At 39.9% G+C, this 24,125-nt stretch carries 21 protein-coding genes; 17 read left to right on the top strand and 4 right to left on the bottom strand.

Annotation, left to right across the window (positions count from 1 at the left end):
* Positions 1 to 167 precede the first annotated feature (167 nt).
* The 4 genes from ACPWSO_RS06250 to aroD all read left to right on the top strand — a co-directional run bounded on the left by ACPWSO_RS06250 (position 168) and on the right by aroD (position 5,203).
* Positions 168 to 2,219, top strand: a complete 2,052-nt coding sequence (locus tag ACPWSO_RS06250) for an FAD-dependent oxidoreductase (protein ID WP_426082008.1) — start codon at positions 168 to 170, stop codon at positions 2,217 to 2,219.
* Positions 2,220 to 2,288: 69 nt separating this feature from the next.
* Positions 2,289 to 3,167 carry a shikimate dehydrogenase gene (locus tag ACPWSO_RS06245; protein WP_426082007.1) on the top strand — a complete coding sequence of 293 codons (879 nt, stop codon included), beginning with the start codon at positions 2,289 to 2,291 and terminating at the stop codon, positions 3,165 to 3,167.
* An 11-nt stretch (positions 3,168 to 3,178) separates the two neighbouring features.
* Positions 3,179 to 4,420 carry an MFS transporter gene (locus ACPWSO_RS06240; RefSeq protein ID WP_426082006.1) on the top strand — a complete coding sequence of 414 codons (1,242 nt, stop codon included), beginning with the start codon at positions 3,179 to 3,181 and terminating at the stop codon, positions 4,418 to 4,420.
* Positions 4,421 to 4,447: 27 nt separating this feature from the next.
* Positions 4,448 to 5,203, top strand: a complete 756-nt coding sequence (gene aroD / locus ACPWSO_RS06235) for a type I 3-dehydroquinate dehydratase (RefSeq protein WP_426082005.1) — start codon at positions 4,448 to 4,450, stop codon at positions 5,201 to 5,203.
* Between the two features lie 149 nt (positions 5,204 to 5,352).
* Here the strand turns inward: aroD and ACPWSO_RS06230 are convergent, their stop codons facing one another.
* Positions 5,353 to 7,272: a BglG family transcription antiterminator gene (locus ACPWSO_RS06230; protein WP_426082004.1), complete on the bottom strand. Its 1,920-nt coding sequence runs from the start codon at positions 7,270 to 7,272 to the stop codon at positions 5,353 to 5,355.
* A gap of 189 nt (positions 7,273 to 7,461) precedes the next feature.
* On the opposite strand from ACPWSO_RS06230, the gene ACPWSO_RS06225 reads away from it, so the two are divergent.
* From ACPWSO_RS06225 to ACPWSO_RS06190, 8 genes are all read left to right on the top strand, one after another.
* Positions 7,462 to 7,776 carry a PTS sugar transporter subunit IIB gene (locus ACPWSO_RS06225; protein ID WP_426082003.1) on the top strand — a complete coding sequence of 105 codons (315 nt, stop codon included), beginning with the start codon at positions 7,462 to 7,464 and terminating at the stop codon, positions 7,774 to 7,776.
* A gap of 24 nt (positions 7,777 to 7,800) precedes the next feature.
* Positions 7,801 to 9,087, top strand: a complete 1,287-nt coding sequence (locus ACPWSO_RS06220) for a PTS sugar transporter subunit IIC (protein WP_426082002.1) — start codon at positions 7,801 to 7,803, stop codon at positions 9,085 to 9,087.
* Positions 9,088 to 9,107: 20 nt separating this feature from the next.
* Positions 9,108 to 9,452, top strand: coding sequence for a PTS lactose/cellobiose transporter subunit IIA (locus tag ACPWSO_RS06215; RefSeq protein ID WP_426082001.1), 345 nt, complete (start codon positions 9,108 to 9,110; stop codon positions 9,450 to 9,452).
* A gap of 21 nt (positions 9,453 to 9,473) precedes the next feature.
* The gene (locus ACPWSO_RS06210) at positions 9,474 to 10,274 is read left to right on the top strand and encodes a histidine phosphatase family protein (protein WP_426082000.1); all 801 of its coding nucleotides are present in this window, start codon (positions 9,474 to 9,476) and stop codon (positions 10,272 to 10,274) included.
* A gap of 79 nt (positions 10,275 to 10,353) precedes the next feature.
* A complete protein-coding gene (locus ACPWSO_RS06205; RefSeq protein WP_426081999.1) occupies positions 10,354 to 11,784 on the top strand; it encodes a glycoside hydrolase family 1 protein in 1,431 nt (476 codons plus the stop codon).
* A complete protein-coding gene (locus ACPWSO_RS06200; RefSeq protein WP_426081998.1) occupies positions 11,784 to 12,386 on the top strand; it encodes a YczE/YyaS/YitT family protein in 603 nt (200 codons plus the stop codon). The genes ACPWSO_RS06205 and ACPWSO_RS06200 overlap by 1 nt, the downstream gene beginning before the upstream one ends.
* A 745-nt stretch (positions 12,387 to 13,131) precedes the next feature.
* Entirely contained in the window at positions 13,132 to 13,521 is a 390-nt protein-coding gene (locus ACPWSO_RS06195; RefSeq protein ID WP_426081997.1) for a DUF805 domain-containing protein, read from the top strand.
* A 355-nt stretch (positions 13,522 to 13,876) separates the two neighbouring features.
* A complete protein-coding gene (locus ACPWSO_RS06190; RefSeq protein WP_426081996.1) occupies positions 13,877 to 16,534 on the top strand; it encodes a cation-translocating P-type ATPase in 2,658 nt (885 codons plus the stop codon).
* Between the two features lie 289 nt (positions 16,535 to 16,823).
* On the opposite strand, the gene ACPWSO_RS06185 is transcribed toward ACPWSO_RS06190, so the two are convergent.
* Positions 16,824 to 18,188 (bottom strand): MATE family efflux transporter, encoded by a 1,365-nt coding sequence (locus tag ACPWSO_RS06185; RefSeq protein ID WP_426081994.1) that lies wholly within the window; start codon positions 18,186 to 18,188, stop codon positions 16,824 to 16,826.
* Between the two features lie 74 nt (positions 18,189 to 18,262).
* Here ACPWSO_RS06185 and ACPWSO_RS06180 point away from each other — a divergent pair, with 74 nt between their 5' ends.
* Positions 18,263 to 19,015 (top strand): MerR family transcriptional regulator, encoded by a 753-nt coding sequence (locus tag ACPWSO_RS06180; protein ID WP_426081993.1) that lies wholly within the window; start codon positions 18,263 to 18,265, stop codon positions 19,013 to 19,015.
* A gap of 211 nt (positions 19,016 to 19,226) precedes the next feature.
* On the opposite strand, the gene ACPWSO_RS06175 is transcribed toward ACPWSO_RS06180, so the two are convergent.
* Together ACPWSO_RS06175 and ACPWSO_RS06170 are read right to left on the bottom strand one after the other, a co-directional pair.
* A complete protein-coding gene (locus ACPWSO_RS06175) occupies positions 19,227 to 20,198 on the bottom strand; it encodes an ABC transporter substrate-binding protein (protein ID WP_426081991.1) in 972 nt (323 codons plus the stop codon).
* Positions 20,199 to 20,200: 2 nt separating this feature from the next.
* Positions 20,201 to 20,950, bottom strand: a complete 750-nt coding sequence (locus tag ACPWSO_RS06170) for a polysaccharide deacetylase family protein (RefSeq protein WP_426082076.1) — start codon at positions 20,948 to 20,950, stop codon at positions 20,201 to 20,203.
* A 97-nt stretch (positions 20,951 to 21,047) separates the two neighbouring features.
* On the opposite strand from ACPWSO_RS06170, the gene ACPWSO_RS06165 reads away from it, so the two are divergent.
* The 4 genes from ACPWSO_RS06165 to ACPWSO_RS06150 all read left to right on the top strand — a co-directional run bounded on the left by ACPWSO_RS06165 (position 21,048) and on the right by ACPWSO_RS06150 (position 24,106).
* Positions 21,048 to 21,758 (top strand): ABC transporter ATP-binding protein, encoded by a 711-nt coding sequence (locus tag ACPWSO_RS06165; protein WP_426081990.1) that lies wholly within the window; start codon positions 21,048 to 21,050, stop codon positions 21,756 to 21,758.
* A gap of 105 nt (positions 21,759 to 21,863) precedes the next feature.
* Positions 21,864 to 22,400, top strand: a complete 537-nt coding sequence (locus ACPWSO_RS06160) for a thioredoxin family protein (protein WP_426081989.1) — start codon at positions 21,864 to 21,866, stop codon at positions 22,398 to 22,400.
* Positions 22,401 to 22,455: 55 nt separating this feature from the next.
* Positions 22,456 to 22,758, top strand: coding sequence for a hypothetical protein (locus ACPWSO_RS06155; RefSeq protein ID WP_426081988.1), 303 nt, complete (start codon positions 22,456 to 22,458; stop codon positions 22,756 to 22,758).
* Between the two features lie 613 nt (positions 22,759 to 23,371).
* The gene (locus ACPWSO_RS06150; protein WP_426081987.1) at positions 23,372 to 24,106 is read left to right on the top strand and encodes an ABC transporter permease; all 735 of its coding nucleotides are present in this window, start codon (positions 23,372 to 23,374) and stop codon (positions 24,104 to 24,106) included.
* The last annotated feature ends 19 nt before the right edge of the window (positions 24,107 to 24,125 follow it).

The raw sequence follows: 24,125 nt of genomic DNA, 5'->3' as shown, positions 1-24,125 counted from the left end.
CAAGTTTTAAAGGAGGAGGCATGTGAATGTCACTTCTTTTTTTTGATTATTGATAAAAAAAATTGATTAATTATCAGGAAATAAAGTATTAGTTTTTATGGAATAGCTGTATTAAACTATAGGTGACTAGATTGTGAAACAATGAATTTGAAGAAAGAAGGACAACTATGGATAAGTATCAAGCAATTTTTGAACCGTTGACGATTCGGCGTCTGACATTAAAAAATCGAGTGATTATGCCGCCTATGGGGACGAATTTTGCCAACATGGACGGAACCTTTAATAAAGAACACTTATCATACTACGAACAAAGAGCCAAGGGCGGCACAGGGATGATTACGCTAGAAAATGTCTGTGTTGACTATCCAATGGGAACAAATGGAACTTCCCAGCTTCGAATTGATAATGACCAGTACATACCAGGTTTATGGAAGTTTAATGAAACGATGCATGCCTATGGCGCTGCTACCTCTGTTCAGATTAATCATGCCGGAGCTTCAGCATATGGGCTGCGTCTGAATGGCGTACAGGCTGTATCCTCCTCCAATGTTCCAAGTAAAACAGGTAATCCGGCGCCAAGACCGCTAACCGAAGAGGAAATTTATACCATTATAGATAAATACGCCGAAGCAGCTGCAAGAGCACAGAAAGCTGGCTTTGACTGTGTGGAGATTCATGCCGGACATTCTTATCTGTTGAGTCAGTTTTTGTCTCCTTTGTACAATAAACGTACAGATCAATTCGGCGGCACAGCAGAAAATCGGGCGCGATTTGCCAAGCTGGCTGTCGAGGCTGTCCGCAAAGCTGTAGGGCCCTTCTTCCCAATTTCGCTGCGCTTTAGTGCAGACGAGCTTTTAAAGGGCGGCAATACACTAGAGGATTCTATTGACATTTTAAACTATTTTGTTGATGACGTAGACATTTTAAATGTTTCTGCTGCTTTAAACGATAATTTACAGTACCAGATTGATAAGATGAATCTTGAAGACGGCTGGCGTTCTTATATGGCAAAGGCAGTGAAAGAGCGCTATCCTGAAAAGATTATTGTAACCTCTGGTAATATTCGCAGCCCGAAGCGGGCGGCAGAAATACTGGAAAATGGCGACGCTGACTTATTGGCAATGGGCCGAGGGCTGATTGCTGAGCCAAACTGGATTAGCAAGGTTGAAAGCGGTCAGGAGCACTTGTTAAGAAAATGTATTTCCTGCAACATCGGGTGTGCGGATCACCGCATCAATAAATCCCGTCCTATCCGCTGTACCATTAACCCTGACCTTTACTATGAAGATCAGTACAAGGAACAGCCGATAGAAAATCCAATGAAAATGGTTGTCATTGGCGGCGGTACAGCTGGCTTGGAAGCAGCGGCTACAGCTGCCGAGATTGGTGTGGAAGTCGAACTGTATGAGCAAAAAAGCTATTTAGGTGGTTTAGGGCATGAAATTGCACGTTTCCCTGACAAAAAACGAATTGATGATTTTATTATCTATTTGAAAAACCGCTGTGCGGAGCTGGATAACCTAACCATTCATTTGAATCACCGTTTTACGATGGAGGATATCCATGGAAGCAATCCAGATGTTATTGTAAATGCCACTGGTGCAACGCCATTGCTTCCGCCGATTAATGGACTGCATGAAGTGTTAGCGGACGAGAGCCGTCAGGTCTTTTCCATTTTCGATTTATTGAATAATATGGATAACTTTCAGGAATTTGAAGGCAAAGAAGTAGTTGTGATTGGCGGCGGAGCTGTTGGACTGGACGTGGTTGAGTACTATGCAGAACGCGGCGCTAAAAAGGTGAGTATCGTAGAGATGCAGCCGGAACTGGGCAAAGATCTTGATTTGATTACAAAGCTGGCGATGATGGAAATTGTTAGAGACTATGATGTTCAGGTTTATACATCAACGAAGCTTACTCAGGTAAGCAAAGATCATTTCACAGTAGAGCTGCCGAATGGTGAGATAAAAGAATTATTCTTTGATTTAGGTTTTGTTTGTCTGGGGATGCGGGCAGAAGCGCCGCTGCTGCCGGAGCTGCAGCAATATGCACTGGAAAATGAAACAGAATTAGTTAATATCGGCGATAGCAAGGTAGCAAGACGAATCATGGAAGGAACCAGAGAAGCCCGTGATATCTTAAAAACAATTGAAAAAGCAGAACGCAGAATGAGTAGAAGCTCAGCTGCAAACAAGGAACAGACATTTCACGTAGTCTAGGAATATACTGTCAGCAGTCAGCAACACTGCTGGCAGTTAAAAAATAAAACAACAAGTGAGGAACTGAGCATGACAGAAAGATTGGATGGACATACCTTATTAATTAGCTTAATCGCAACACCTATCAGACACAGCTTGTCTCCAACAATGCATAATGAAGCTTTTGCTAAGCTAGGTTTGGATTACGCGTATCTGGCGTTTGAAGTCGGCAATGAAGAGCTGAAGGATGCAGTACAGGGAATTCGGGCACTAGGAATTCGCGGTTCAAACGTTTCTATGCCAAACAAACAGGCAATTATCCCTTATCTGGATGAGCTGTCTCCTGCAGCTAAGCTGTGTGGAGCGGTCAATACCGTTGTGAATAAGGATGGCAAAGGCCATCTGGTCGGGCATATTACCGACGGTACAGGTGCGATGCGTTCATTGAAAGAAGAAGGTGTAGAGGTAAAAGACCAGATTGTAACGATGACAGGAGCTGGTGGGGCAGGAACAGCAATTGCTATTCAGGCAGCACTTGATGGCGTGAAGGAGCTGCGTATTTTCAATATTGAAGATGCTGCCTTTGAAAATGCCAAAGAAACGGTCAAAAAAATCAACGAAAATACTGATTGTGTTGCAACCTTAACCTCTCTAAAGAATCAGGCAGCATTTAAACAATCAATTGCTGAAAGTGCAATTTATATCGATGGAACAGGCGTAGGAATGAAGCCGTTGGAAAAGGAAAGCCTAATTAATGATCCAGAAATGATTCATGAAAATTTGGTCGTTTTCGATGTGGTTTATATTCCGAAAGAGACAAAATTATTAAAATTTGCCAAAGATAATGGCGCGAAAAAAGTAATCAATGGTTTGGGTATGATGCTGTATCAAGGGGCAGAGGCCTTCAAACTATTTACAGGAGAAGACATGCCTGTCGATTATATTAGAGAGTTATTATTTAAGGACTAAGGAGAGAAAAGATGAAAAACAAATATATGCCTACAGCGGTTGCTCTTTATATCAACTACATCGTCCACGGGATGGGTGTTTTGATTATCATGCAGAACAAGGATGCCTTGGCCGCTCAGTGGAATACCAATGTTGAAGGAGTATCCAGTGTTGTAGCAATGTTAGGGATTGGCCGTCTAGTCGCTATTTTGATCTCCGGCTGGCTGTCGGACAAGTTTGGCCGTAAACCGTTTGTGTACTTGGGGATGCTGGTTTATGTTCTGTTCTTTGTTGGCATACTATTCAGCCCAAGCGTACTAGTTGCAATGATTTTTGGTGTAGTAGCCGGAATCGCCAACTCTTGTCTGGATTCTGGTACGTATCCTGCGCTGATGGAATCCTTTCCTAAAACAGCTGGAACTGCCAATGTTCTGATTAAAGCGGCTGTTCAGATTGGTCAGTTTGCACTGCCGTTTATTATTGCTTTCTTAGGCAGCAGCGGCTTATGGTTTGGCTGGTCCTTTATCGTTTGTATTCTATTATTGGCACTGAACGCAGTGTTCCTGCTGAAATTACCATTTCCAGATGCTGATAATAAAGCAGAAGGTACTGCTAAACCAGAACCGGTTACTGCTACAAAATTCAAAAGTAAACCGAATATGAAAATTGAAGGTGTAGCGTTTGTTATTTACGGATTTATTTCTCAGGCAACGTTTTATCTGATTAGCCAGTATATTTCACTATATGGTGAAGAGGTGGCGTCGATGTCTGAAAATGCAGCGAAATTATTAGTCTCTTATTATTCTACAGGTTCTCTAGTATGTGTGGCGGTTACAGCTGTTGTTGCGGCTAAGGTTCGCCCAGTCAATCTAGTCCTGCCGTATACACTGATGTCGTTTCTTTCAATCACAGCTATGTGGCTGTTTCCTTCGCCAATGGTTCTAACAGTAGGGGCTGTCTTTGTCGGCTTCTTTGCAGCGGGCGGCGTTATGCAGCTGGGACTAACTGTTATGGGGGAAATGTTCCCAGCTGGTAAAGGAACAATTACTGGAATTTTCTACACATTTGGAAGTATTGCTTCTTTTGCGATTCCAGTAGCTGCCGGAAGAATTGCCAGCAGTAATCCGCGGGGAATTATGCTATTTGATACGATTATTGCCGGGATTGGATTTTTACTTGCAATCGTCATCTTTATCCGTTATCGTCAAACTATTGATACCAGCAGTACAGGTGCAGAGTTGTCAGCTGGTCAAACAAATGCAGAAGTGAATTAACACTGTTGTAGAAAGGAGCATTTACGTATGCAGACAGTAAAAGTAGGAAATGTGGTTATTGGTGAAGGTACTCCTAAAATAATTGTTCCTCTTGTTGGAAAAACAAAAGAAGAGATTATTCATGAAGCAAAACAGGTAGCAGCGCTGGATTGCGACATTGTTGAGTGGCGTATTGATTTTTATGAAGAAGTAACAGAAGCCGGGAAAGCAGCGCAGCTGTCAAAAGAAGTACACAGTCTATTAAATAAACCGTTATTAATTACTTTCCGTACAAAAAAAGAAGGCGGCGAGCTGGAATTGCCAGAGGCAGATTACTTTACTATTTATACGAACATACTTGAACAGGGGCAAGCAGACTTGCTGGATGTGGAGCTGTTCATGCCAGAGCGTGAAGTTGAAAACATAATTGATAAAGCACACAAGCAAGGCGTGAGGGTTGTGATGTGTAACCATGACTTCGATGCTACGCCAGAGAAAGCAGAGATTGTCAAACGTTTAAGAGCAATGCAGGATAAGGGAGCAGATATCTGTAAAATTGCAGTGATGCCCCAAACATCAGCAGATGTTCTAACCTTATTAGCAGCAACAGAAGAAATGAAGCGTTTATACTCTGATCGTCCGCTGATTACGATGTCAATGGGTGCTTTAGGAATGGTCAGCCGCGTATCTGGTCAGGTGTTTGGCTCGGATGCAACTTTTGGTGCAGCGGCGAAGGCATCAGCACCAGGGCAGGTACCGGTTAATCAACTAGCAGCAACTTTAGAGGTATTAAAAATAAAATAATTATCAGCAGTTAAATAAGATGTGGAGTCATCTGAGGCATTGAGAAGAAATAAGAAAAGTTATGCTATTTTTAGCGAACCTATCTTTTTGTTATAAAGCTACTTATGAAATGCTGTTCATTTCGCTTTAAGGGGGAAGACATAGAAATGTCACCCCCCTTTTTTTGCTTTGGATTGAATGAATAATCGAAATTCCTCAAAACTCTTTACGGAACGAAGCTCTGAGTAAACTTCAGGATAGTCGAAAAGTGATACTAGTGCTTCATAAATATCTGTAAAGCATTGCCTATCCAAGTCGTTGATAGCTGCCAGTAATATCACAAATACTTTGTGTCCATTCCAATTAATCCCATTTGGATTAATTAAAACAGCAATAGTTGTTTTTGCTGCATCCATATAAACTGAATGAGGAATAGCAATTGAGTCAAAAGCAGTAGAAGAAGCATTTTCTCTTTCCAAAACGTGAGGGTAAAACTCTTCTGTAACAATTCCTTCTGTTTCAAGAGAAAGACACATCTGCTTAATCAATGCAGCCGGCTGCTCTGCATTAGAATCAGTAAAAAAGAATTTTTTACTAAAGTAGGCATCAAAATTTTTGCTTAGAATTTGTTTTTTTTGATTTAATCGTATAGTTGCGATTTCGCTAATAAGCATGAGCCGTTGTTCTTCCGTGTAAAATGGAGAAATATTTAGTATTTTATAATTTCCGGTTTTTGGAACAGGCACTGTTGTAATTAGTAAATCAAAAGTGAGTGTCTCGCTTTCAGAGAGCTGAGAAACAACAGCTAGAATATTTAAATCATTACCAAAATGCTGTGAAAGCCTGCTATAGAGCTTTTCATCAAGCTTCATGTATTTAGGACATAAAACAACAGTCCTTATCTTTGAAAAATTCCGTTTTTGTCCTTCTAATTCTGCACCAATATGCAAAGCGATATAGGCGCTTTCGTCCTCTGTAATTTTGATATCAAAATGTTCGCTTAGCTGTAGAGAAATAAATATAGCAATATCATACACAATCGGATAATCCTTTTTTAATGATTCCAACATCGGATTTTTTAGGAACGAATCTTGTTTTGCTCTTGAGAATAAACCACTTAAATGTAGTGCAAACGGAACAATAAAACTTTCGCTACTTAAGTTGATGCCAAAAGTTTGATGGACATTATGAAGGATTGTATTCATCGCAGTTAGTATATCGGCGCCGGCAATCTGCTCCAGCTCTTTAATGTTGTTCGATGGAATGTAGTTGGCATTTGCTTGAAAAAGCATGTGTATTTCTTCTTTTTCCAGTTCATTCAACTGCAAATCAAAGGAGTTTTCCAGCTCTTCAATGAGACAGGTAACAAGCTGTGCTTTATCTTGCCTCAGCCATGAGCTGAACCAGTCTCTGGAAACCAAAGATTTTCCGTTTCGAACGGATTCTATCAGAATCAGCAGATGGAGCATCAAATTCATGAAGGAAAAATCATTTAGATGGTAGTTAGATTCCTTCATGGTAGCTTGGATAATAATAGATAGCTTAACCACATCTTCTGGAGCAAAATTCTGCTTTAAAATCTCCTGATTCATAAAATGATAAGGCATCTCTTCAAAAATAATATATGATATTAACCGCCGCTTCTCTTTTTCTTCCCCACTGATTTGAATCAAATCATTTTTTATCGCGAACCGTACATTATATTTTTCAAAAGACTTGTTCATCCGTGAAATATCCCCTTTTAAAGTGGAATAGCTGACATATAATTCTTCTGTTAAATCAAATGTATCCAGCTGCTGATGATCAATTAGGATTTTTTTTATAATATAGAAGGCTCTCTCTTTATAAGTTTGGGGCAAATTCCCTGTATCTTTTTTTTTGTTAAGCAGCTGTCGGGCGTAATCGCGGTTTACTGTATAGCCAAGATTTGACGAAAAAATCAACGGTTGACTGCCAGTATGATTTAGCTCAGAAACATAATTTTTGACTGTCCGTATAGAAACATCTAAAACATTCGCCAAAACTCTGGAGGATGTAGGTTGCTTTTGTTGAAGTAAAAAAGTTAAAAGTTGTTCCTGCTTTTTTTTCATTTGGGACAGTCCCTTTCTGATAAGTATCTTTAATTTAGTATAGCTGTTATGAAAGCGATTTTAAATAGAAATTTGCACTAGGGGAGTGCAAATGTTCAGTTGAGAAAAAGCCGGAAAAAAGAAATAATCGAGGTACAGAAAAGCAGCTGGTCAAAACGGAAAGCTGCTGAAAAATGGGAGGTATTAATTATGGAAACAATCAATATGATGCTTTGCTGTGGTGCGGGAATGTCAAGTGGTTTTTTGGCACAAAAAACGAGGAAAGCTGCCAAAAAAAGAGGGATATCTGGAACTATTGAAGCACGAAGTGAAAGTGAAATCGCTCAATATTTAGATTCTATTGACATTTTATTATTAGGTCCACATTACGCAGCATTCAAAGAAGAAATGACAGAGCAGGCAGCGCCTTACAATGTTGTGGTCGATGTTATTCCCCAAGATATTTACGGTATGCTGGACGGTGATGGGCTAATCGACTTTGCTATTCAGAAGTTAAAGGGCTGATTTTTTAGAAAAGGAGGAGCAATAATGAAAAAATTTATGGATTGGCTGGCAAATTCTTTTGCACCGAAAGCCAAGGTTCTAACACAAAAGCCTGCTGTCGCTGGACTTTCCAGTGCAATGCAAAAGTTAATTCCGTTCATCATGACTGGATCAATCGTATTTTTCTACAATGTTTTCCGTTCATACATTCAAGAACTGCCTGATCTTGGAAACATATCAAATTATTCTTTTGGAATGATTGGATTAATTGCAGCTTTTATGGTAGCAAATCAATACATGGAAAAATTCAAGCATCCCGGGTATTCAATTACTGCTGGAATTGTTTCAATTTGTTCTCTGATGATGAGTCTCCATCCAATTGCATCAGAAGAAGGAGTTTATGATATGGGACGCATTGGTCCTACTGGTATTTTAATTGGTGTGATTACCGGGGCGGTTGTCAGTGTCATTTTTCATTTTTACAGCAAGTTAAAGCTATTTCAAAACAGCGAGCTTCCGGACTTTATTATTGAATGGATTAATAACATCATTCCCATTTTTTTGAGCTTAGCATTGTGGTCAACACTCATATTTGGAATGAAAATTGATATTTTCCAAGTAATTTTAAGCTTGTTTGAACCGATACAGAACTTTGGACAATCTCTTCCGGGGCTGATTCTTTTAGTATTGATACCAGCATTTTTCTATTCTATGGGGATTTCTACATGGTTATGGTCAGCAATTCAAAACCCAATTTTTATAGCTGGGATTGCGGCTAACACATTAGCTGTTCAGCAAGGAAATAGCCCGCTAAATATAGTGACAAATGAGACAGTTTACAGTATTGGTCTGATTATGATGGGCGGGACTGGAGCGACCCTTACTTTGAATTTGTTAATGTGTTTTTCCAAAGCAAAAAAATTAAAAACCCTTGGACGTATCTGTATTGGTCCATCTCTATTTAATATCAATGAACCTATTGCTTTCAGTACACCAATCGTTATGAATCCTTTATTGATGATGCCAATGTGGATTAATTCAATTGTGGGAAGCTGCGTCGTTTGGTTTGCAATGAGAGGCGGTCTGCTCAATATCCCGTCTGAATTGATGCAGCTTGCACAAATTCCAGCACCGGTTTCTAGTGTAATTTTAACTAAGGATTTTCGAGCTGTTATTTGGTATATAGTACTGTTCCTAATTTATTTAGCCATTTGGTATCCATTCTTCAAAGTATATGAGAAAGAATTACTGGCAGAAGAGGTAAAAGCTGAGAAAGAAGCAATAAAGGAACAGACACAGGAAGTGACTGCTGGTGCAGAAGTAATTTCGTAAAATTGATGAGGTGAAAGTAGATGGAACATAAAAAACAAGTTGAAGAAGAAAATGAATTGATTTCAGTAGCTATGCAGATTATTCTACATGCAGGAAATGGTCGGACAAAGGCACAGGAAGCAGTGCAATGTGCGAAACAGAAAGATTTTGTCGGTGCAAGAGCTTGTTTGACTGAAGCAAAGAAGAATATCGTGTTGGCTCATCAATCGCAAACGGCAGTGATTCAAAATGAAGCAGCGGGTAAGAGTTATGAACCGTGTCTCTTATTCACTCATGCACAGGATCATCTTATGACTATTTCCAGCGAGGTGACAATGACTCGTGAATTGATTGATCTTTTTGAAATAGTAATAGAACATGAGTAGCTATAGTAAAGGGGGATAAAAGTGAAAAAAACAGTTTGGCTGGCAATAGCAGCAATTTTTCTAATAGCAGGGTGCAGCAGTGCTGCTACAAAAGAAACAACTGCCTCAAAAGATACAGAAGAAAAGACAGAAGAAATTAGGATTTATCTGGTTAGACATGGAAAAACCTGGTTCAACACGATGAATCAGGTACAAGGATATAGTGACAGCCCGTTAACAGAGACCGGTGAGGCTCAAGCAGCAGCAGTAGGCGAGGGACTAAAAGATGTTAAATTTTCATCAGCATTTTCTAGTGACTTGGCTCGTCAAAAAAATACCGCTAAATTAATACTAAATGAAAATAGTGCTGAAGTGCCTGAAGTTACCGAGCTTAAGGGCTTCAGAGAAAAAAACTTTGGTAGCTTTGAAGGTCAATCCAACGATGCGATGAATATAGCTGTAGCCGAAGCCTTAGAGTTAGATTATCCGACAGATAGTGATGAATTGTGGGATTTTTTAAAGGAAACACTGACAGAGCAGGAGTTGGCTGATAAAGTCGCTGAGGTTGATCCTGAGCAAGCAGCAGAAACTTACGGTGAAATGGAAGAACGCGCTGAGAAAGTAATGACAGAAATGCTTGAAGAAGCGCAACGCAAGGGTGGCGGCAATGTGCTCGTTGTCTCTTCTGGAGGGCTGATCCCCATTCTTTTAGAAGTAGTTGCTCCAGGCGAGTATAAAGGCGAAAAAATTGCCAATTGCAGTGTGACCACACTGACGTATAAGAACGATAAATATTCAATTGAAACAATTGGTGATACAACATTTATTGACCAGTTGGACTAAAGAATAGTCAGAAATCTGAAGCAGTCCGTTATTGACTCATCCTTCAGTTTTTTTATAAAAAAGATGAGGAGAAAATATAATGAAAAAAGAATTTCCAAAAGACTTCCTATGGGGAGCAGCAACTAGTGCCTATCAAGTGGAGGGCGGAGCACAAGCAGATGGTAAAGGGCTGTCTCAGCAAGATATCATTAATAAGGAGCGACACGAAATGTACGGCTTTGCTGATGCTTCTGTTGCCAGTGATCATTATCATAAGTATAAAGAAGACATTGCTTTATTTAAGGAGATGGGTTTTACAAGCTATCGTTTTTCCATTGCCTGGACACGTATTTTTCCAAATGGCGGCGATCAAGTAAATGAAGCTGGGGTTCAATTTTATCGTGACTTAATTGCTGAACTGAAAGCAAATGGGATTGAACCAATACCTACGCTGTATCACTATGACTTGCCTTGGGCGTTGGTCGAAAAATATGGGGGCTGGCTTTCGAGAGAAGTTGTTAAGGATTTTGAAATTTTTGCTAAATATGTCGTGAATGAATTTAAGGATGACATCAAGTATTGGATTACTCTAAATGAGCAAAGTATCATTGTCCAGTACTGGACACAAAAATGTTATGTTCTTCCTGAATATCAGAATAATAATCAATTGCGTTATCAAATTAATCATCATATGAACTTAGCACAGGCAACAGCAGTAAAATATATTCATGAGGCTGGCGGATTGGCTGGACCTGCCTTAGGGTATGCGCCGGTTTATGCTAGAACTTGTAAGCCGGAAGATCAGCTGGCAGCATTGAATGCCAATGATTTGAGAAATGCCTATTATCTAGATGTCTACTTTAAGGGGTACTATAATGTTGCAGCACTTAACTATTTGAAAGAGGCAGGGCTTGCACCTGAGATAGAAGATGGAGACGAAGCATTTTTTGCAGAGAATATTTCCGATTTCTTTGCAATCAATTATTATGATAGTCAGTGTGCACATGCATGTCCGGAAGGTGCTGAAAGAAGCTGGTCGGGCTATAATCTAAGCGGTAAAAAAGGCGAAATGTCCGGCTTTGAAACCCATCCCGGTTTCTACCAAATGTGCTCAAATCCTGAGCTTCGGACAACGGACTGGGATTGGGCAATCGATCCTATCGGCTTGGAATATGTCTACCGTGACCTTTATACACGCTATAAAATTCCTTTTATGATTACTGAAAATGGGCTTGGTGCTTATGATGAATTAACCGAAGATGAAAAAGTTCACGACGACTATCGCATCGACTATCTAAGAGAGCATATACAAGCAACGAAACGCGCTATGGATATTGGCGTAGAGGTTATCGGTTATATGCCTTGGTCGGCAATTGATTTACTATCTACAAGCAATGGTTACAAGAAACGCTACGGGTTAATTTATGTTGACCGTACTGATGAAAATGAGAAAGAATGCCGCCGTATCAGAAAAGATTCTTTTTATTGGTATAAAAAGGTTATTGCTTCTGATGGTACAGATTTAGATTAATGAAGCGAATAATACGGTATTTTGTTTCAATAGCCGGATCTTCCATAGTCGGTATTGGCGTAGGATTATGTGTACTTACGGGCTTGGGTGCGGATGCATTAGGTGTATTATGGGAAGGAATAGCTGATAAGCTGTCGCTAACAGTTGGACAAGCTTCTTTACTAGTGACTAGCTGCTGTTTGGTACTGGTTTTCTTTATTGATAAGAAGGAGCTGGGGCCGGCAACTGTGTTGAATCCAATAGCAACAAGTATTTGCACAGATTTAGTCATTCGTCAGGCAGCTTTTCCAGAACTAGCTTTTCCTTTTAAATTACTTCTTGTACTTATAGGAGTTTCATTTATTGGTATCGGATCAGGAATGGCAGCTGCAGCAAATGTTGGCAAAGAGAGCTATATTGCTTTGTGCTTTGCGTTGAGTAGCAAGCGAATGATTGATTTAGCCAAAGTTCGAATTGTGCTTGATTTAATCTGTTTTATAAGCGGTATGCTTTTAGGAGGCAAACTAATGTTGGGACCTTTAGTTGGTATTTTGTTGATTGGGCCATTGTTGAAGGTAACCAGTCAGTATTGCAGCATCAAATTAGCCGCTATTAAGGAATAAAAGTACTCAGCTGGCCAAAGTCAATAATGGGATGGAAGGGTTTAGTCATGAAAAAATAAGCTGAAACATCGTTTATCCGGTGTTAAGGGGCTGAGGCATACTAATGTCACAGCTCCTTTCAGTTTATTTTTGAAGAAATTGTTTCTGTATTCATCTTTAACCAAATGCATGGTGAGCAGGATTAGCTAAAAAATAGGCAAATATTTGTAATGGATGAAACAGTTTGGGGTTGCTTATTATTGTAGTTCTCTATGCAGAAAAAACTATAGAGAACTGTTTTCGGAAAAAAAGAAAGAAAGGTTCAAGTAATTTTGGGGTAGCAAAAAATTCTTATAGCTCTCCCTTAACTCCGTTATTGCCAAATAGAATAGGCAAATAAAGGACGAGGCAAAAGTGTTACATACCGGGAACTAAGCAAGTACTGTTCAATATCAGCTCGTCTCTAACTGTATTTCTCAGCACTAAGAAGACGCATATGAAAATTATCAAGAAACACTACAAGGAAACCGAGTAGCTGCTGATTGATACACATCTGGAGCTTCTCCTATTTTTGAGGTAGTTCATCTCATTTCCCAAAACTTTAACGCTTAGTTTTTTTAGCACTTAGAAAGTGATGCTAGCGGAACGAATAACCGAATTTTAGAGAAAGAAAAGTTGGGCATTTACTTATCGTCCAAACTTGTTAAGCCTATTAATTGAGCTCCTTTGAAAATGATGATATGTTATTTTCAAGGGGGGATTCACAATGATACAGGCATATAAAGAATATTGGAGCAATATCACAGTGATGGATGCCAGAGCGACTAGAGGGCAATATTGGTGGCCGCAGCTACTGAATTATCTTGTGTTGTTTATTTATGGTTTGCTGACAAATATTACTCAGTATTATAATTTTGATACGCAGGAGTTTACGAAATTAAACATTTATGCATTTATTTTTATGGGGTTGTCTTTTGCTGTCTGGCTAGCTAATTTTACTGTTCGGGCACGCCGTCTCCATGATACGAACAGGAGCAACTGGTGGATTCTACTGTATATCATACCGTTCTTTGGACCAATTATTATGTTTATCTTTTTAGTACTGCCAAGTAAGTCATTTTCCCGCTGGCAGGTGAACCAATCGGAATTATCCTAAGCTGTTTAGGCTAACCCATCTTCTGATGTAGCGCTTGTTATGGAGAGGAAAATTTATACCTTATGAAAAATTGTTAAACAGACTACTTGCAAAACTATTTCTGTTCAGGTAAACTGATTATCAATCGAATGATTCCCTCGGGGGAGTAACCAGCAGTAGAAGTATGCTGCGATAATATCAACAGTAAGTCGACCATGAAGATGGTCTTCTGGTATTGTATGAAATGGTGAGACCTGAGACAAGTAAAACACTACTTGTCTCAGGTCTCTTTTGATTTAGAAAGGGGAGAACATTGTAGGACTGCTGGAATCGATTCGTACAGAGTTTAAACAATTACTTTATTGGAGGAATTAGAATGACTGACAAACAAGAGCAAAAGAGTGCTTACCGACAGAGTCTGAGTACATTACTAAAAGAAACAGAAAGCAGCGAAAAAGGGCTGTCTTCAGCTCAGGTCAAATTGAAGCTGGAAGAAGACGGCTTTAATCAGCTGGAAGAGGCAAAAAAGAAATCCAGCCTGCAGCTGTTTTTTGAAACCTTTAAGGATGCGATGGTGATTGTTCTATTAATTGTGGCCGTTGTTCAAATGGTTATGGGCTCTTATGTAGAATCATTGGTTATCTTTGCTGTTCTGCTCCTTAACTCAGTGGTTAGTGTGGTTCAAACAAAGAAAGCAGAGGGATCGCTGGAGGCATTAAAAAGCTTGTCGGCTCCTGATGCCCGTGTATTAAGGGATGGACAGGAACAAACTGTGGCGGCAAAAGAGCTAGTCACCGGTGATTTGGTTCTTTTAGAAGCTGGAGACTACGTGCCCGCTGATGGACGGCTGCTGGAAACGGGTGCTTTGAAAATTGATGAAGGTATGCTGACAGGTGAATCTGTACCCGTTGAAAAAGAAGTAAGAGAAATTCAGAGCAATGTGCCGATTGGCGACCGAATAAACATGGTACACAGCGGAACCATTGTTACGTATGGACGAGGAAAGTTTTTAGTAACGGCAACGGGAGGACGGACAGAAATTGGCCAAGTAGCAGGGCTGCTGCAGTCAGCAGTTGAACCGAAAACCCCTCTGCAAAAAGGATTAGACGGCTTTAGTAAAAAGCTTAGTCTGGCAATTCTAGGTTTATCGCTTGTTATTCTAGGAATTCAGCTGGCTCGTTTGTTTTTAGGAAATAGCTCAGGCAATATGACTGAAGATATCGTTCAAGCCTTTATGTTTGCTGTAGCGGTTGCGGTTGCAGCAATTCCGGAGGCGCTGCAATCTATTGTAACCATTGTTCTGTCGATTGGAACGAAGACTATGGCAAGAAAGAATGCCATTATCCGAAAACTGCCGGCAGTGGAAACCTTGGGCTCTGCCAGCATTATTTGTACAGATAAAACAGGAACACTGACTCAAAATAAAATGACTGTGGTGGATTATTACTTAGTAAATGGACAAACGGGAACCTTTAATTCAATGCCTGATAGTTGGTCAGAAGATGAAAAACGGTTGATGGAAATTAGTGTTCTGGCCAATGATTCAGTCTACGCTGAAGACGGCAGCAAACTTGGTGACCCTACAGAAACTGCGTTAATCGATTTCAGTGAGCTGAGTAATCAGCCCTATCAGGAAATACGGGAAAACTATCCTAGAATGGCAGAACTGCCGTTTGACTCTGACCGGAAGCTGATGTCTACACTTCATACCATTGATGGAGAACTGCTATTAATGACTAAGGGCGGACCAGATATTGTATTTGCACGCAGCAGCCAGGTTTTATTAAATGGGAAAGTCGTTCCATTGACAGCTGAGATGAAGCAGCAGCTGCAACAGCAAAATGAACAGTTCTCTCAGCGGGCATTGCGGGTTCTAGCCTTTGCTTATAAACCGGTAAAAAATGAAGCGATTACGCTTTCTGATGAAAACGACTTGATTCTAGTCGGCTTGCTGGCAATGATTGATCCGCCTAGGAAAGAAGTTTTTCAAGCCGTCAAGGATGCCAAAAGTGCGGGGATTAAAACAATCATGATTACTGGTGATCACAAGACAACTGCTGTTGCAATTGCACAGGATATTGGTATTTTTTCAGAGGGAGATCGGGCGCTGACGGGTGCTGAGCTGGATGATTTGAGTGAACAAGAGCTGATTGCCATTTTATCATCGGTGACAGTCTATGCCCGGGTTTCCCCTGAAAATAAAATCCGTATTGTTCAGGCTTGGCAGCAGCAGGGTCATATCTCCGCTATGACGGGAGATGGTGTTAATGACGCGCCCGCATTGAAGCAGGCGGATATCGGGATTGCAATGGGTACAGGAACAGATGTGGCTAAGGATGCCTCAGCGATGATTTTGACGGATGATAATTTTGCCTCTATTGTTAGTGCCGTGGAGGTTGGCAGAAACGTTTTTGATAATATTAAAAAGGCGATTGCTTACTTGTTCGCTGGAAACCTGGGTGCAATTATTGCAATCATCTTCGCACTAATTGCAAACTGGGTAAATCCATTTACCGCACTGCAGCTACTGTTCATTAATCTAGTGAACGACTCACTACCAGCGATTGCATTAGGAATGGAAAAAGCTGAGCCAACCATTATGAATCGCCAGCCAGTCAATCCCAATGCTGGTATTTTCGCTGGGGGGACGTTGATTTCAGTTGCATATCGGGGAATTATCATTGCCTGCGGCGTAATCACTGCTCAATGGCTGGGAATGCAGTATTCCCCAGAGATGGGAGTTGCAATGGCTTTTTCAACCTTAATTTTAAGCCGTACCCTACAAACGCTACCAGCCAGATCAAATACTCAAACAGCGTTTCAGGCGGGTTTGTTTTCAAATAAGATGGTTCTACTGGCGATTGTGGTCTGTGGCGGATTATATAGTTTGACTTTGCTGCCTGGCTTAAGAGAAATTTTTGCGATTCCCGCTTATTTTGGATTCAATCAAATCATGATTTGTTTAGGGCTGGCAATTGGCGCAGTCGTTTTGATGGAGATTACTAAGCTAATCCTTAAGGCCATTCAAAAATAATAAAAGGCGTATCGAAAAAATGCGGAAGTGACAGAAGGATTCTGCCTTGAGGAAAAACACTGATGAGAAGAAAATTACCAAGAAGTATAGTGCGGGAATTGAGTAGAGGTTGAGTGATATCTTCCTGGAGCCGCTCTTATTTCCGAAGGGCACACTCCTGTTACTAGCTGCAGTTAAAGTGCTGCTTCCATTGTTAAGGGGCTGAGGCATACTAATGTCACAGCCCCTATTTATTATTATGGCGCATAGTAGTTGTAAGACAGAAGAGCATAGGGTACTCATAAAAAAACTACGGTTCGACAGAATACGAACCTGTCTTTTTTTGTGAGGGTAGAAGCTCATTTTTTTGAAAACGGAAAATGAGATAGAAGGAGAGAATCATGGAAAAGGCTCTGCCCAATGATTCACCAAGCCAGAAAGCTTGCGTACTTACTACTTGAAGCAGCAGCCAGGTTCCGCCAATTTTAATAAGTAAATCCCCAAGATTACAGAGAAGATATTCCTTCATCCGTAGACTGCTTCTCAAAAGACCTTCATTCATAAATTTGAAAACGGTCATCAGCAGTGATCCAGAAGAAAAAAGTAAATAGGTTCTAAAAAAATGGAATCCGGCTGAATGACTGCTGCTGTCAAAGAACAAGTCACAAAGGGGACGGGAAAGGAGGAAAAAAATAATAATGACAACACCCGAATAAAGTAGAGAAATCTTAGTTAAAAATGTATAGGTTTGTTTAAGCTGCGCCAATTTTTTTCCTGCAAACATCCGGGCGGAAAAGATGGACAAAGTCTGAGAAAAGCCTGAAATCACGATTCGAGAAATGGATAATACCTTCGTTACTGCTATAAAGCCAATGATGACTTCGTTGCCAAAAGGGTTAACAAATGCCTGAAGGAACATGGAGGAGACCGTAATAACAAACTGCTGAAAAATAGATGGAACGGCGATATGGCTTAATTCTTTTAGCTGTGCAAAATCCAGCACAAAGCTAAATTTAAAATAAGGATTTTTTCGGGATTTTTGATAAAGCAGTCGGATACTAACACACATTAAAAGACCTTGGGAAAGAATGGTTCCCCAGGCAGCGCCAGCAACGCCTAAATGTAGAACTTGAAGGAAGAAAATATTCAAAAAAACATTTAACAGTGAAGAAGATAAGATCAGATAAAAACTTTTATTTGCTTCACCTAAACTAATCAGCATTGCCCGGGAAATATCATAAACGTAAATGGAAGGAACACCCAGTAAATAGATGAGGCTGTAGCTTCTTGCTAGTGGAATTAGCTCTGTCGGAATTTTCAATAAATCAAAAAGAGAAGGCAGGGCAAAAACACCGATTACCGCTAAAAGAATACCTAGGAGCAGTCCAAAGGTCAAGATGTTCATTGTGCCTTTAGCGAGACTTCGTTCATCTTTTTGTCCGAGATAACGGGAGAAGATAATCTCTACTGCTAGTTCGATTCCGCCTGAAATAACAATGAAGAGTAGTACAATCGTACTAGCATTGCCGACAGCTGCCAGTTCAGCTGCACCTAGAAGCTGTCCAACAATGACCATATCGGCTGCGCTGTACAGCTGCTGAGTCAGCAGACTGCCAATCAGCGGCAGAGAAAAAAAGAAGAGTTTTTTATTTAAAGCTGTTTCAGTTGTTGACATATCGCTCACCTGCTTTATTATTGATATACTAGTTATAAGGTATACCCTAAGGGAATAGTCAAGAGGTGAGAAGAATGAAAGAGAAATATACTACTGGAGAGTTTTCAACACTATGCAGAGTATCTAAGAAAACACTATTTCACTATGAAAAGATTGGTCTCCTAGCGCCTGCCTTTGTTGATGTTAACGGGTATCGCTTTTATGGATTGTATCAATGCGATACAGTTAGTACGATTAAGCTGTTTCAAGAGCTGGGACTTTCATTGAAAGAAATCCGCGAAATGCTGCAGTCTGAGGATATGGAGCAAAAAGCGCAGCTTTTAAAAGAGCAGCAGCTTGTTATTGAAAATAAGCTGTCAGAATTGAAAGCAATGAATAAGCAGCTGAGATTTATGACCGACCGGTTCAATCATTTTCGAACAATCGGAACGGATCAATTATTTGAAGAACCGCTTGAACGAGAGGAATACTATTTTGTAGAAGATAAAAGCGGGCAGCCAGTATCCGTCAATTATTTGAATTATGGGTATCAGTATGGGGTGTTGTTTGAAGAGAAGGAACTGAAACAAAAGATGGCGGTTCCTAAACATTCCTTTATTTTTCAAAAGGTGAGTAAAAAGAAGAGTAATCATATCAAGCAGGCTGGAAGCTATGTCAGTATTCTTCATGTACTGAGCAACGAAGAAATTATGAACTGTGTTCCGGAATTTTTGAACAGAACAGCAGACTATCAAATGATAGGTCCGTTGTACCATGAGGATTATTGCAGCGAGCTTGCTGGTTATTCAGATAAGTTTGTTATTAAGCTTTCTCGAAGGCTCTCTTAGCTGTAAGTGGGCAGGCTAGGCAAATAACAGCAAATAAACAGCGTTGAACAAATAAAAAATGAATTATTTTTAGAGTTCTTCAGTATTGAAAAAAATAAGGGGAGACATCTGTCTGCCTCATCCCCTATAGTTAACAAACGGTGTACCAGAAGTGTTCTACCTCTTTGGAATAGGAAAAAACGCTTTTGGTACACCATTCAATTAAAAATTTTTATTGTTTTAAGTAGCTGAAATCTGTCAGCTCAGCATACGTATAATCTTGTTCAATCTGCCCTTTTTCCTTTGTCCAAGAAATGATTGCCTCAAACTGGTCTTTGGGAACTTCTTGCGCATACGGATATTTTTCGGACTGTGTATCTAGATATTTACTCATCGCATCCGGAAATTGATAGTCAGATAGAATATCTGCATATTCAGAGGCTTGATGGTCATTCATATAGTCAATTGCTTGATTGTACCCTTCATAAAAGGCTGCGATATCCTGCGGACGGTCTTTTAATGCGGTGTCCATAAATTGAATGGTTCCACCTTTAATTCCCTGAGCCTTGGAGCTGCCGAGAACGATAGCACCTTGATCCGCCAGCATGCTTGCCTGCGGCTCAGTATACACAGCGCCGTCTACTTGGTTGTTCAGCAGAGCTTCAGAACGTGCTGAGAAAGAAGGGATTTCCACGATTTCATAGGTGAAATCATCCATTTTAGCAAAATCATCCATGATATATTCCAAAATAAAATTCGGAACCAAGGTAACTTTTTTACCGCTAAGACCTTTCATATCCGTAATACCGGAAGCGGGAGAGGCCAGGATTTTAAAATCTTCTAAGATATCAGAAGTAATAGTCATATCGATGCCGTTCTTTTTAAACGTTGCCTCCGTCATCACATCACTGATTGTACCATCCAGTTCTTTTGCCTGAATTGCAACATTACGGTCATTTGGTGAAGCGAATGAGCTAATCTCTACGTTTAAGCCCAGTTTTTCAAAGAAGCCCTCTTCCTTTGCTAAGATAATCGGAATGGCCGACTCAGCAGGCAAAACACCAATCGTCAGTGTCTGGTCGGTAACTTTTGCTTCTGCGGCACTGGAGGAGGTACTTGCTTCTGTGTCTTTGTCATTATTACCGCAAGCCGCCAATCCTGCCAAGCTCAGCAGAATGAGTGCACTGCTCAAAATTTTCTTCATGCTTATTCTCCTTTAGTTTCCATCATTTTTTTAAAATCATTTAGCGACAGCGTATACGGAATCACATCGCGCCGCAGCTCTAATGGTGACGTTGCTTCCGTATTAATGCCGGGAATTGTTGTAAATGCTAATGTGTAATTCAGTTTTTTTAAGGAATCAACAGTCGTCTGGTCATATAAACCAAAAGGGTAAGCAAAGACATCTTTTAGATCAACCCAGGTATTACACTCAGCCAAATCTTCAGCAAAGGCTGCCGGTGTCTCCCACATGGGCCTAGAAAGCTCTCGACCTCTGCGCTGATGAAAATGATTCGTATGATTTGCATAAACGAACACATCCTTCATTTCTTCCAGCTCTGGCTTGCTTAATGCCCGCGAGACTTCTGCCTGATAAGGAGCAGGCTCATCAAATAACCAGCCGGTTGGGGCGAAGACAACCGCATTGAAGCCTGCTTTTTTTAGTACAGGATAAGCATGCTCTTTCAGAGATTGGAAGCAATCGTCAAATGTAAGTAAAACTGATTTTTCCGGTAAGGGCTGCTGCTTTTCATAAAAGGCTTTCACCTCTTCGATACTTAAGGTATGATAGCCTTGTTCCTTCAGATAGTTCATTTTTTCCTCAAATAGAGGTAAACTATCAAAAAGCGGCAGCGGCAGAGCGTCTTGATAGCCATCGCTAACTAAAATAGGACGGGGACTGTCTGTCAGTTCTTCAGCAGGCCGGACTTCATGGAATACAAGTGTTCTAAACACTAGCTTCACCTAACTTTCTTCAAAATAATACCGGATATAGTATACCACAGAAAGAGATAGAAGCTGTTGTGAGAATAGTCACAAAAGGAGAATGAACGTGGAAATCAAATTAAAAGAAATTGTTTTTGATTATAAAGACAAACGTGTGATTGATAAGCTAACCTTTACTTTTGAAAAAGGTCGGACCTATGCCTTACTGGGAAAATCAGGTATTGGAAAAAGTACACTCTTGTCTTTGCTGAAAGGGTTTGAAACGCCATTAGCAGGGACAATTCAGTATGATGGACTTACCGAAAGCAATATTGAAATTGTCTTTCAGGATCTGCAGCTGTTCCCTTGGCAGACAGTCTATCAAACAGTTGAAATGCCCTTGAAATTAAAAAAAGTATCAAAAGCAGAACGAACAAAAAGAGTAACTAAGCTGCTGGAAGAGCTGGAGCTGTCGGACCTTGCTAACTCCTTTCCCGGACAGTTGAGTGGCGGACAGCAGCAGCGAACGGCAATGGCTAGAGGATTGATTACGGAACCGGCTTTTCTACTATTGGATGAGCCGACCTCTTCTCTTGATCAGGAAACAAAAGAAAGAGCACAGGGCTTCATTTTGTCTGAGCAAAAGAAAAGAGGCAATACATTGATTACTGTCACCCATGATATAGAAGAAGCGGCATTTTTAGGTGAGACCATTCTGATTATGGATAGAGACGGGATATCTGTTCATAAAAATCCGGTTTTTCACTTAGTCAACCGGCGAGATTCTGTTGATTTCTATAACTATTGTATTACACTCAGAAAATTCTTGAAAAGTTGAATTTACTGTGTAAAATGAGAGCGGGTATAAATAAATCTTCACCTCTTTCTACTCCTAAAACTCGAATAAACGGAGGCCCAAAAGCAGCACCTAGAGAATTATATAATGAAAACTAAGGAAGAGTATAAAGTTAAGAAAAGTATGTATTTTATCGGTACAATTCTCACAGTAATCGGCATTACCTTTGGTATTTTGTTTAGCCAAAAAAGAGCAGAAGCAGATTATCTGAGCGATCAGTTGGCAGTCGAACAAAGTAATCGTTTGATTTTTAAAGACTTAATTTCTTACCCTGTTCAATCCTTTGAGAAAAAAGTTGATTCCGAAGATTTGGTATTTGCTTACATTGGTAATGCAGAGTGCCCGGATTGCTCGATTTTTTATCCAGTTCTGGAGCAGAAAATGAGAGAGTATCAGCTGGCAAATAAATTATTCTATGTTGAAGGCTCCTATCTGCGAGAGGATAAAGAAAAATGGCTGGCTTTTAAAGAAAAATACGAGTTTATGCAAACACCTGCATTTATTATCTACAAAGAACAAAAAGTCGTTAGTAAGATTGAATGGGATGCTTCAGAGGGGCTTTCAGAAGAAAGCTTTGAGAGTTGGCTGATTGACAACCAAGAAATCCTTGATGAAATAAAATGATTTTGTAGAAAGTCTAAGTGTTGCAATAGTAAAAAATTATTAGGAGGGATTATTAATGAAAAAAATCGCATTTGTTTTATATGCTAAGCAGCTGTTGAGCGTCAATTATTTAGGGGGGATTCCCAACACCTCAAAATTAGAAAAAAAGCTTCATGAAGCCTTAGATGATACCTATGAAATCACCTTTAAATGGGAAGAAGCTCAAAACTCTGGAAATGTTGATGCATTAGTTGTTCCAGAGCCTTTTCCGCCGATTGAAAATAATGAAAATATCCCGGAGATAAAAGTACCTGCACATCTGCTATTAGATAAGCAAGGGGATAAAATTAAGGAGATTATAGATAGTTTCTTTAAATAAACTATCCTTATAACAGGTTACTACGTTTGGCTACACCTTCAATACTGTTTAATTTAGTAAACAGCTTCCTGAAAGAGACGATAAATGATTGTCACATTTCAGGAAGTTTTTTTATATAAAAATAAGGATTTGACAGCTGCAATTTGAAATTTTTCATCCGTGGAGTTCGAGAAAAGGTCGACGATTTCCAGAAGAGTTGTTATGAAGTTTACGACTCCCGCTCTGCACTAATTATCAACGCATGGGTGGGGATTTGGAACACTATTTATTTGTATTTAGATTATAGAATGAAAATTGAGAAGGTCACGCACACATATTTAATTACTAACTAGGTAAGCATCTGTTCAACACTTTTTTGCTAAAACATTCTGGTGATTTAAAACAAACTGTATTACACTTTATGTGGCAATCGTTTTTTATTTGAAAAATGCTGATAGCAAATGACAAAAGTATCGAGAGTAAATAGCTAATGTAGATTTTTTACGGTACTTTCTTATCGTTTCGCATAGTAAGTGTGCTGATTAAAATCGATTGAGTGGATGTTGTTAAAGCTCGTAAAAAAGCCGCTAGGAGTAAAAATAGAAGCTTAAATAAAAGTTATAAGGAGATCAAAATGATCAAGCAAAGAGTAGGCACTAGTATATTTGGTATTGTCTCTATCGGTCTGCTGTGGCAGCTGCTGGCAGTCATAACAGGTAATCGAGCTGTACCAACACCTATACAGGTGATGAAAGAAATATGGGAAATAAAACAGCCGTTGCTGCTTCATGCAGGAGCTAGTGCAGCTAGAATTTCTGTGGCGCTGCTATTTGCTTTGATAGTCGGTCTTCCTCTAGGTATTTTACTTAGCCGCAGCCGCTGGTTCGGTCGTTTGTTCGGCCCCATCCTGTATTTTTTATATCCCTTACCCAAAGTCGCTTTTTTACCTGTATTTATGATTTTTTTTGGTCTAGGGAATCTGTCTAAAGTTCTATTGATTTTTTCAATCATATCGATTCAAGTGATTGTTTCAATCCGAGATAGTGTGAATCAAATTCCTGCAGGCTATTATCAGGTAATGGAAAACTACCATAGTACGAAGCTTCAAGTTTTTCAGCAGCTGCTTTTTCCAGCGCTGATTCCAGCTTTAATTTCGAGTCTTAGAGTAAGTACGGGTATTTCTTTAGCTGCTTTATTTTTTGCAGAGAATTATAATACTACGTTTGGCTTAGGCTATCTTATCTTGAGTGCATGGACAAAAATGAATTACGAAGAAATGTTTGCGGGAATTGTAATGATAGGACTGCTGGGCTTTGCTCTTTTTAGTCTTTTTGATAGCTTGGAAAGAAAAATGTGTACGTATAAATGATCCCAGTCTGTATGGAAAT

This window comes from Enterococcus sp. LJL51, from assembly GCF_049894025.1.
Classification (GTDB): Bacteria; Bacillota; Bacilli; order Lactobacillales; family Enterococcaceae; genus Enterococcus_L.
Note: the sequence above shows the minus strand (reverse complement) of the source record. Positions and strands in the feature narration are given on the sequence as shown.

Excerpts from the sequence above, each read along its gene's own strand:
- ACPWSO_RS06250 (WP_426082008.1), top strand. The coding sequence starts at position 168 with ATGGATAAGTATCAAGCAATTTTTGAACCGTTGACGATTCGGCGTCTG.
- ACPWSO_RS06245 (WP_426082007.1), top strand. The coding sequence starts at position 2,289 with ATGACAGAAAGATTGGATGGACATACCTTATTAATTAGCTTAATCGCA.
- ACPWSO_RS06240 (WP_426082006.1), top strand. The coding sequence starts at position 3,179 with ATGAAAAACAAATATATGCCTACAGCGGTTGCTCTTTATATCAACTAC.
- aroD (WP_426082005.1), top strand. The coding sequence starts at position 4,448 with ATGCAGACAGTAAAAGTAGGAAATGTGGTTATTGGTGAAGGTACTCCT.
- ACPWSO_RS06230 (WP_426082004.1), bottom strand. The coding sequence starts at position 7,272 with ATGAAAAAAAAGCAGGAACAACTTTTAACTTTTTTACTTCAACAAAAG.
- ACPWSO_RS06225 (WP_426082003.1), top strand. The coding sequence starts at position 7,462 with ATGGAAACAATCAATATGATGCTTTGCTGTGGTGCGGGAATGTCAAGT.
- ACPWSO_RS06220 (WP_426082002.1), top strand. The coding sequence starts at position 7,801 with ATGAAAAAATTTATGGATTGGCTGGCAAATTCTTTTGCACCGAAAGCC.
- ACPWSO_RS06215 (WP_426082001.1), top strand. The coding sequence starts at position 9,108 with ATGGAACATAAAAAACAAGTTGAAGAAGAAAATGAATTGATTTCAGTA.
- ACPWSO_RS06205 (WP_426081999.1), top strand. The coding sequence starts at position 10,354 with ATGAAAAAAGAATTTCCAAAAGACTTCCTATGGGGAGCAGCAACTAGT.
- ACPWSO_RS06200 (WP_426081998.1), top strand. The coding sequence starts at position 11,784 with ATGAAGCGAATAATACGGTATTTTGTTTCAATAGCCGGATCTTCCATA.
- ACPWSO_RS06195 (WP_426081997.1), top strand. The coding sequence starts at position 13,132 with ATGATACAGGCATATAAAGAATATTGGAGCAATATCACAGTGATGGAT.
- ACPWSO_RS06190 (WP_426081996.1), top strand. The coding sequence starts at position 13,877 with ATGACTGACAAACAAGAGCAAAAGAGTGCTTACCGACAGAGTCTGAGT.
- ACPWSO_RS06185 (WP_426081994.1), bottom strand. The coding sequence starts at position 18,188 with ATGTCAACAACTGAAACAGCTTTAAATAAAAAACTCTTCTTTTTTTCT.
- ACPWSO_RS06180 (WP_426081993.1), top strand. The coding sequence starts at position 18,263 with ATGAAAGAGAAATATACTACTGGAGAGTTTTCAACACTATGCAGAGTA.
- ACPWSO_RS06175 (WP_426081991.1), bottom strand. The coding sequence starts at position 20,198 with ATGAAGAAAATTTTGAGCAGTGCACTCATTCTGCTGAGCTTGGCAGGA.
- ACPWSO_RS06160 (WP_426081989.1), top strand. The coding sequence starts at position 21,864 with ATGAAAACTAAGGAAGAGTATAAAGTTAAGAAAAGTATGTATTTTATC.
- ACPWSO_RS06155 (WP_426081988.1), top strand. The coding sequence starts at position 22,456 with ATGAAAAAAATCGCATTTGTTTTATATGCTAAGCAGCTGTTGAGCGTC.
- ACPWSO_RS06150 (WP_426081987.1), top strand. The coding sequence starts at position 23,372 with ATGATCAAGCAAAGAGTAGGCACTAGTATATTTGGTATTGTCTCTATC.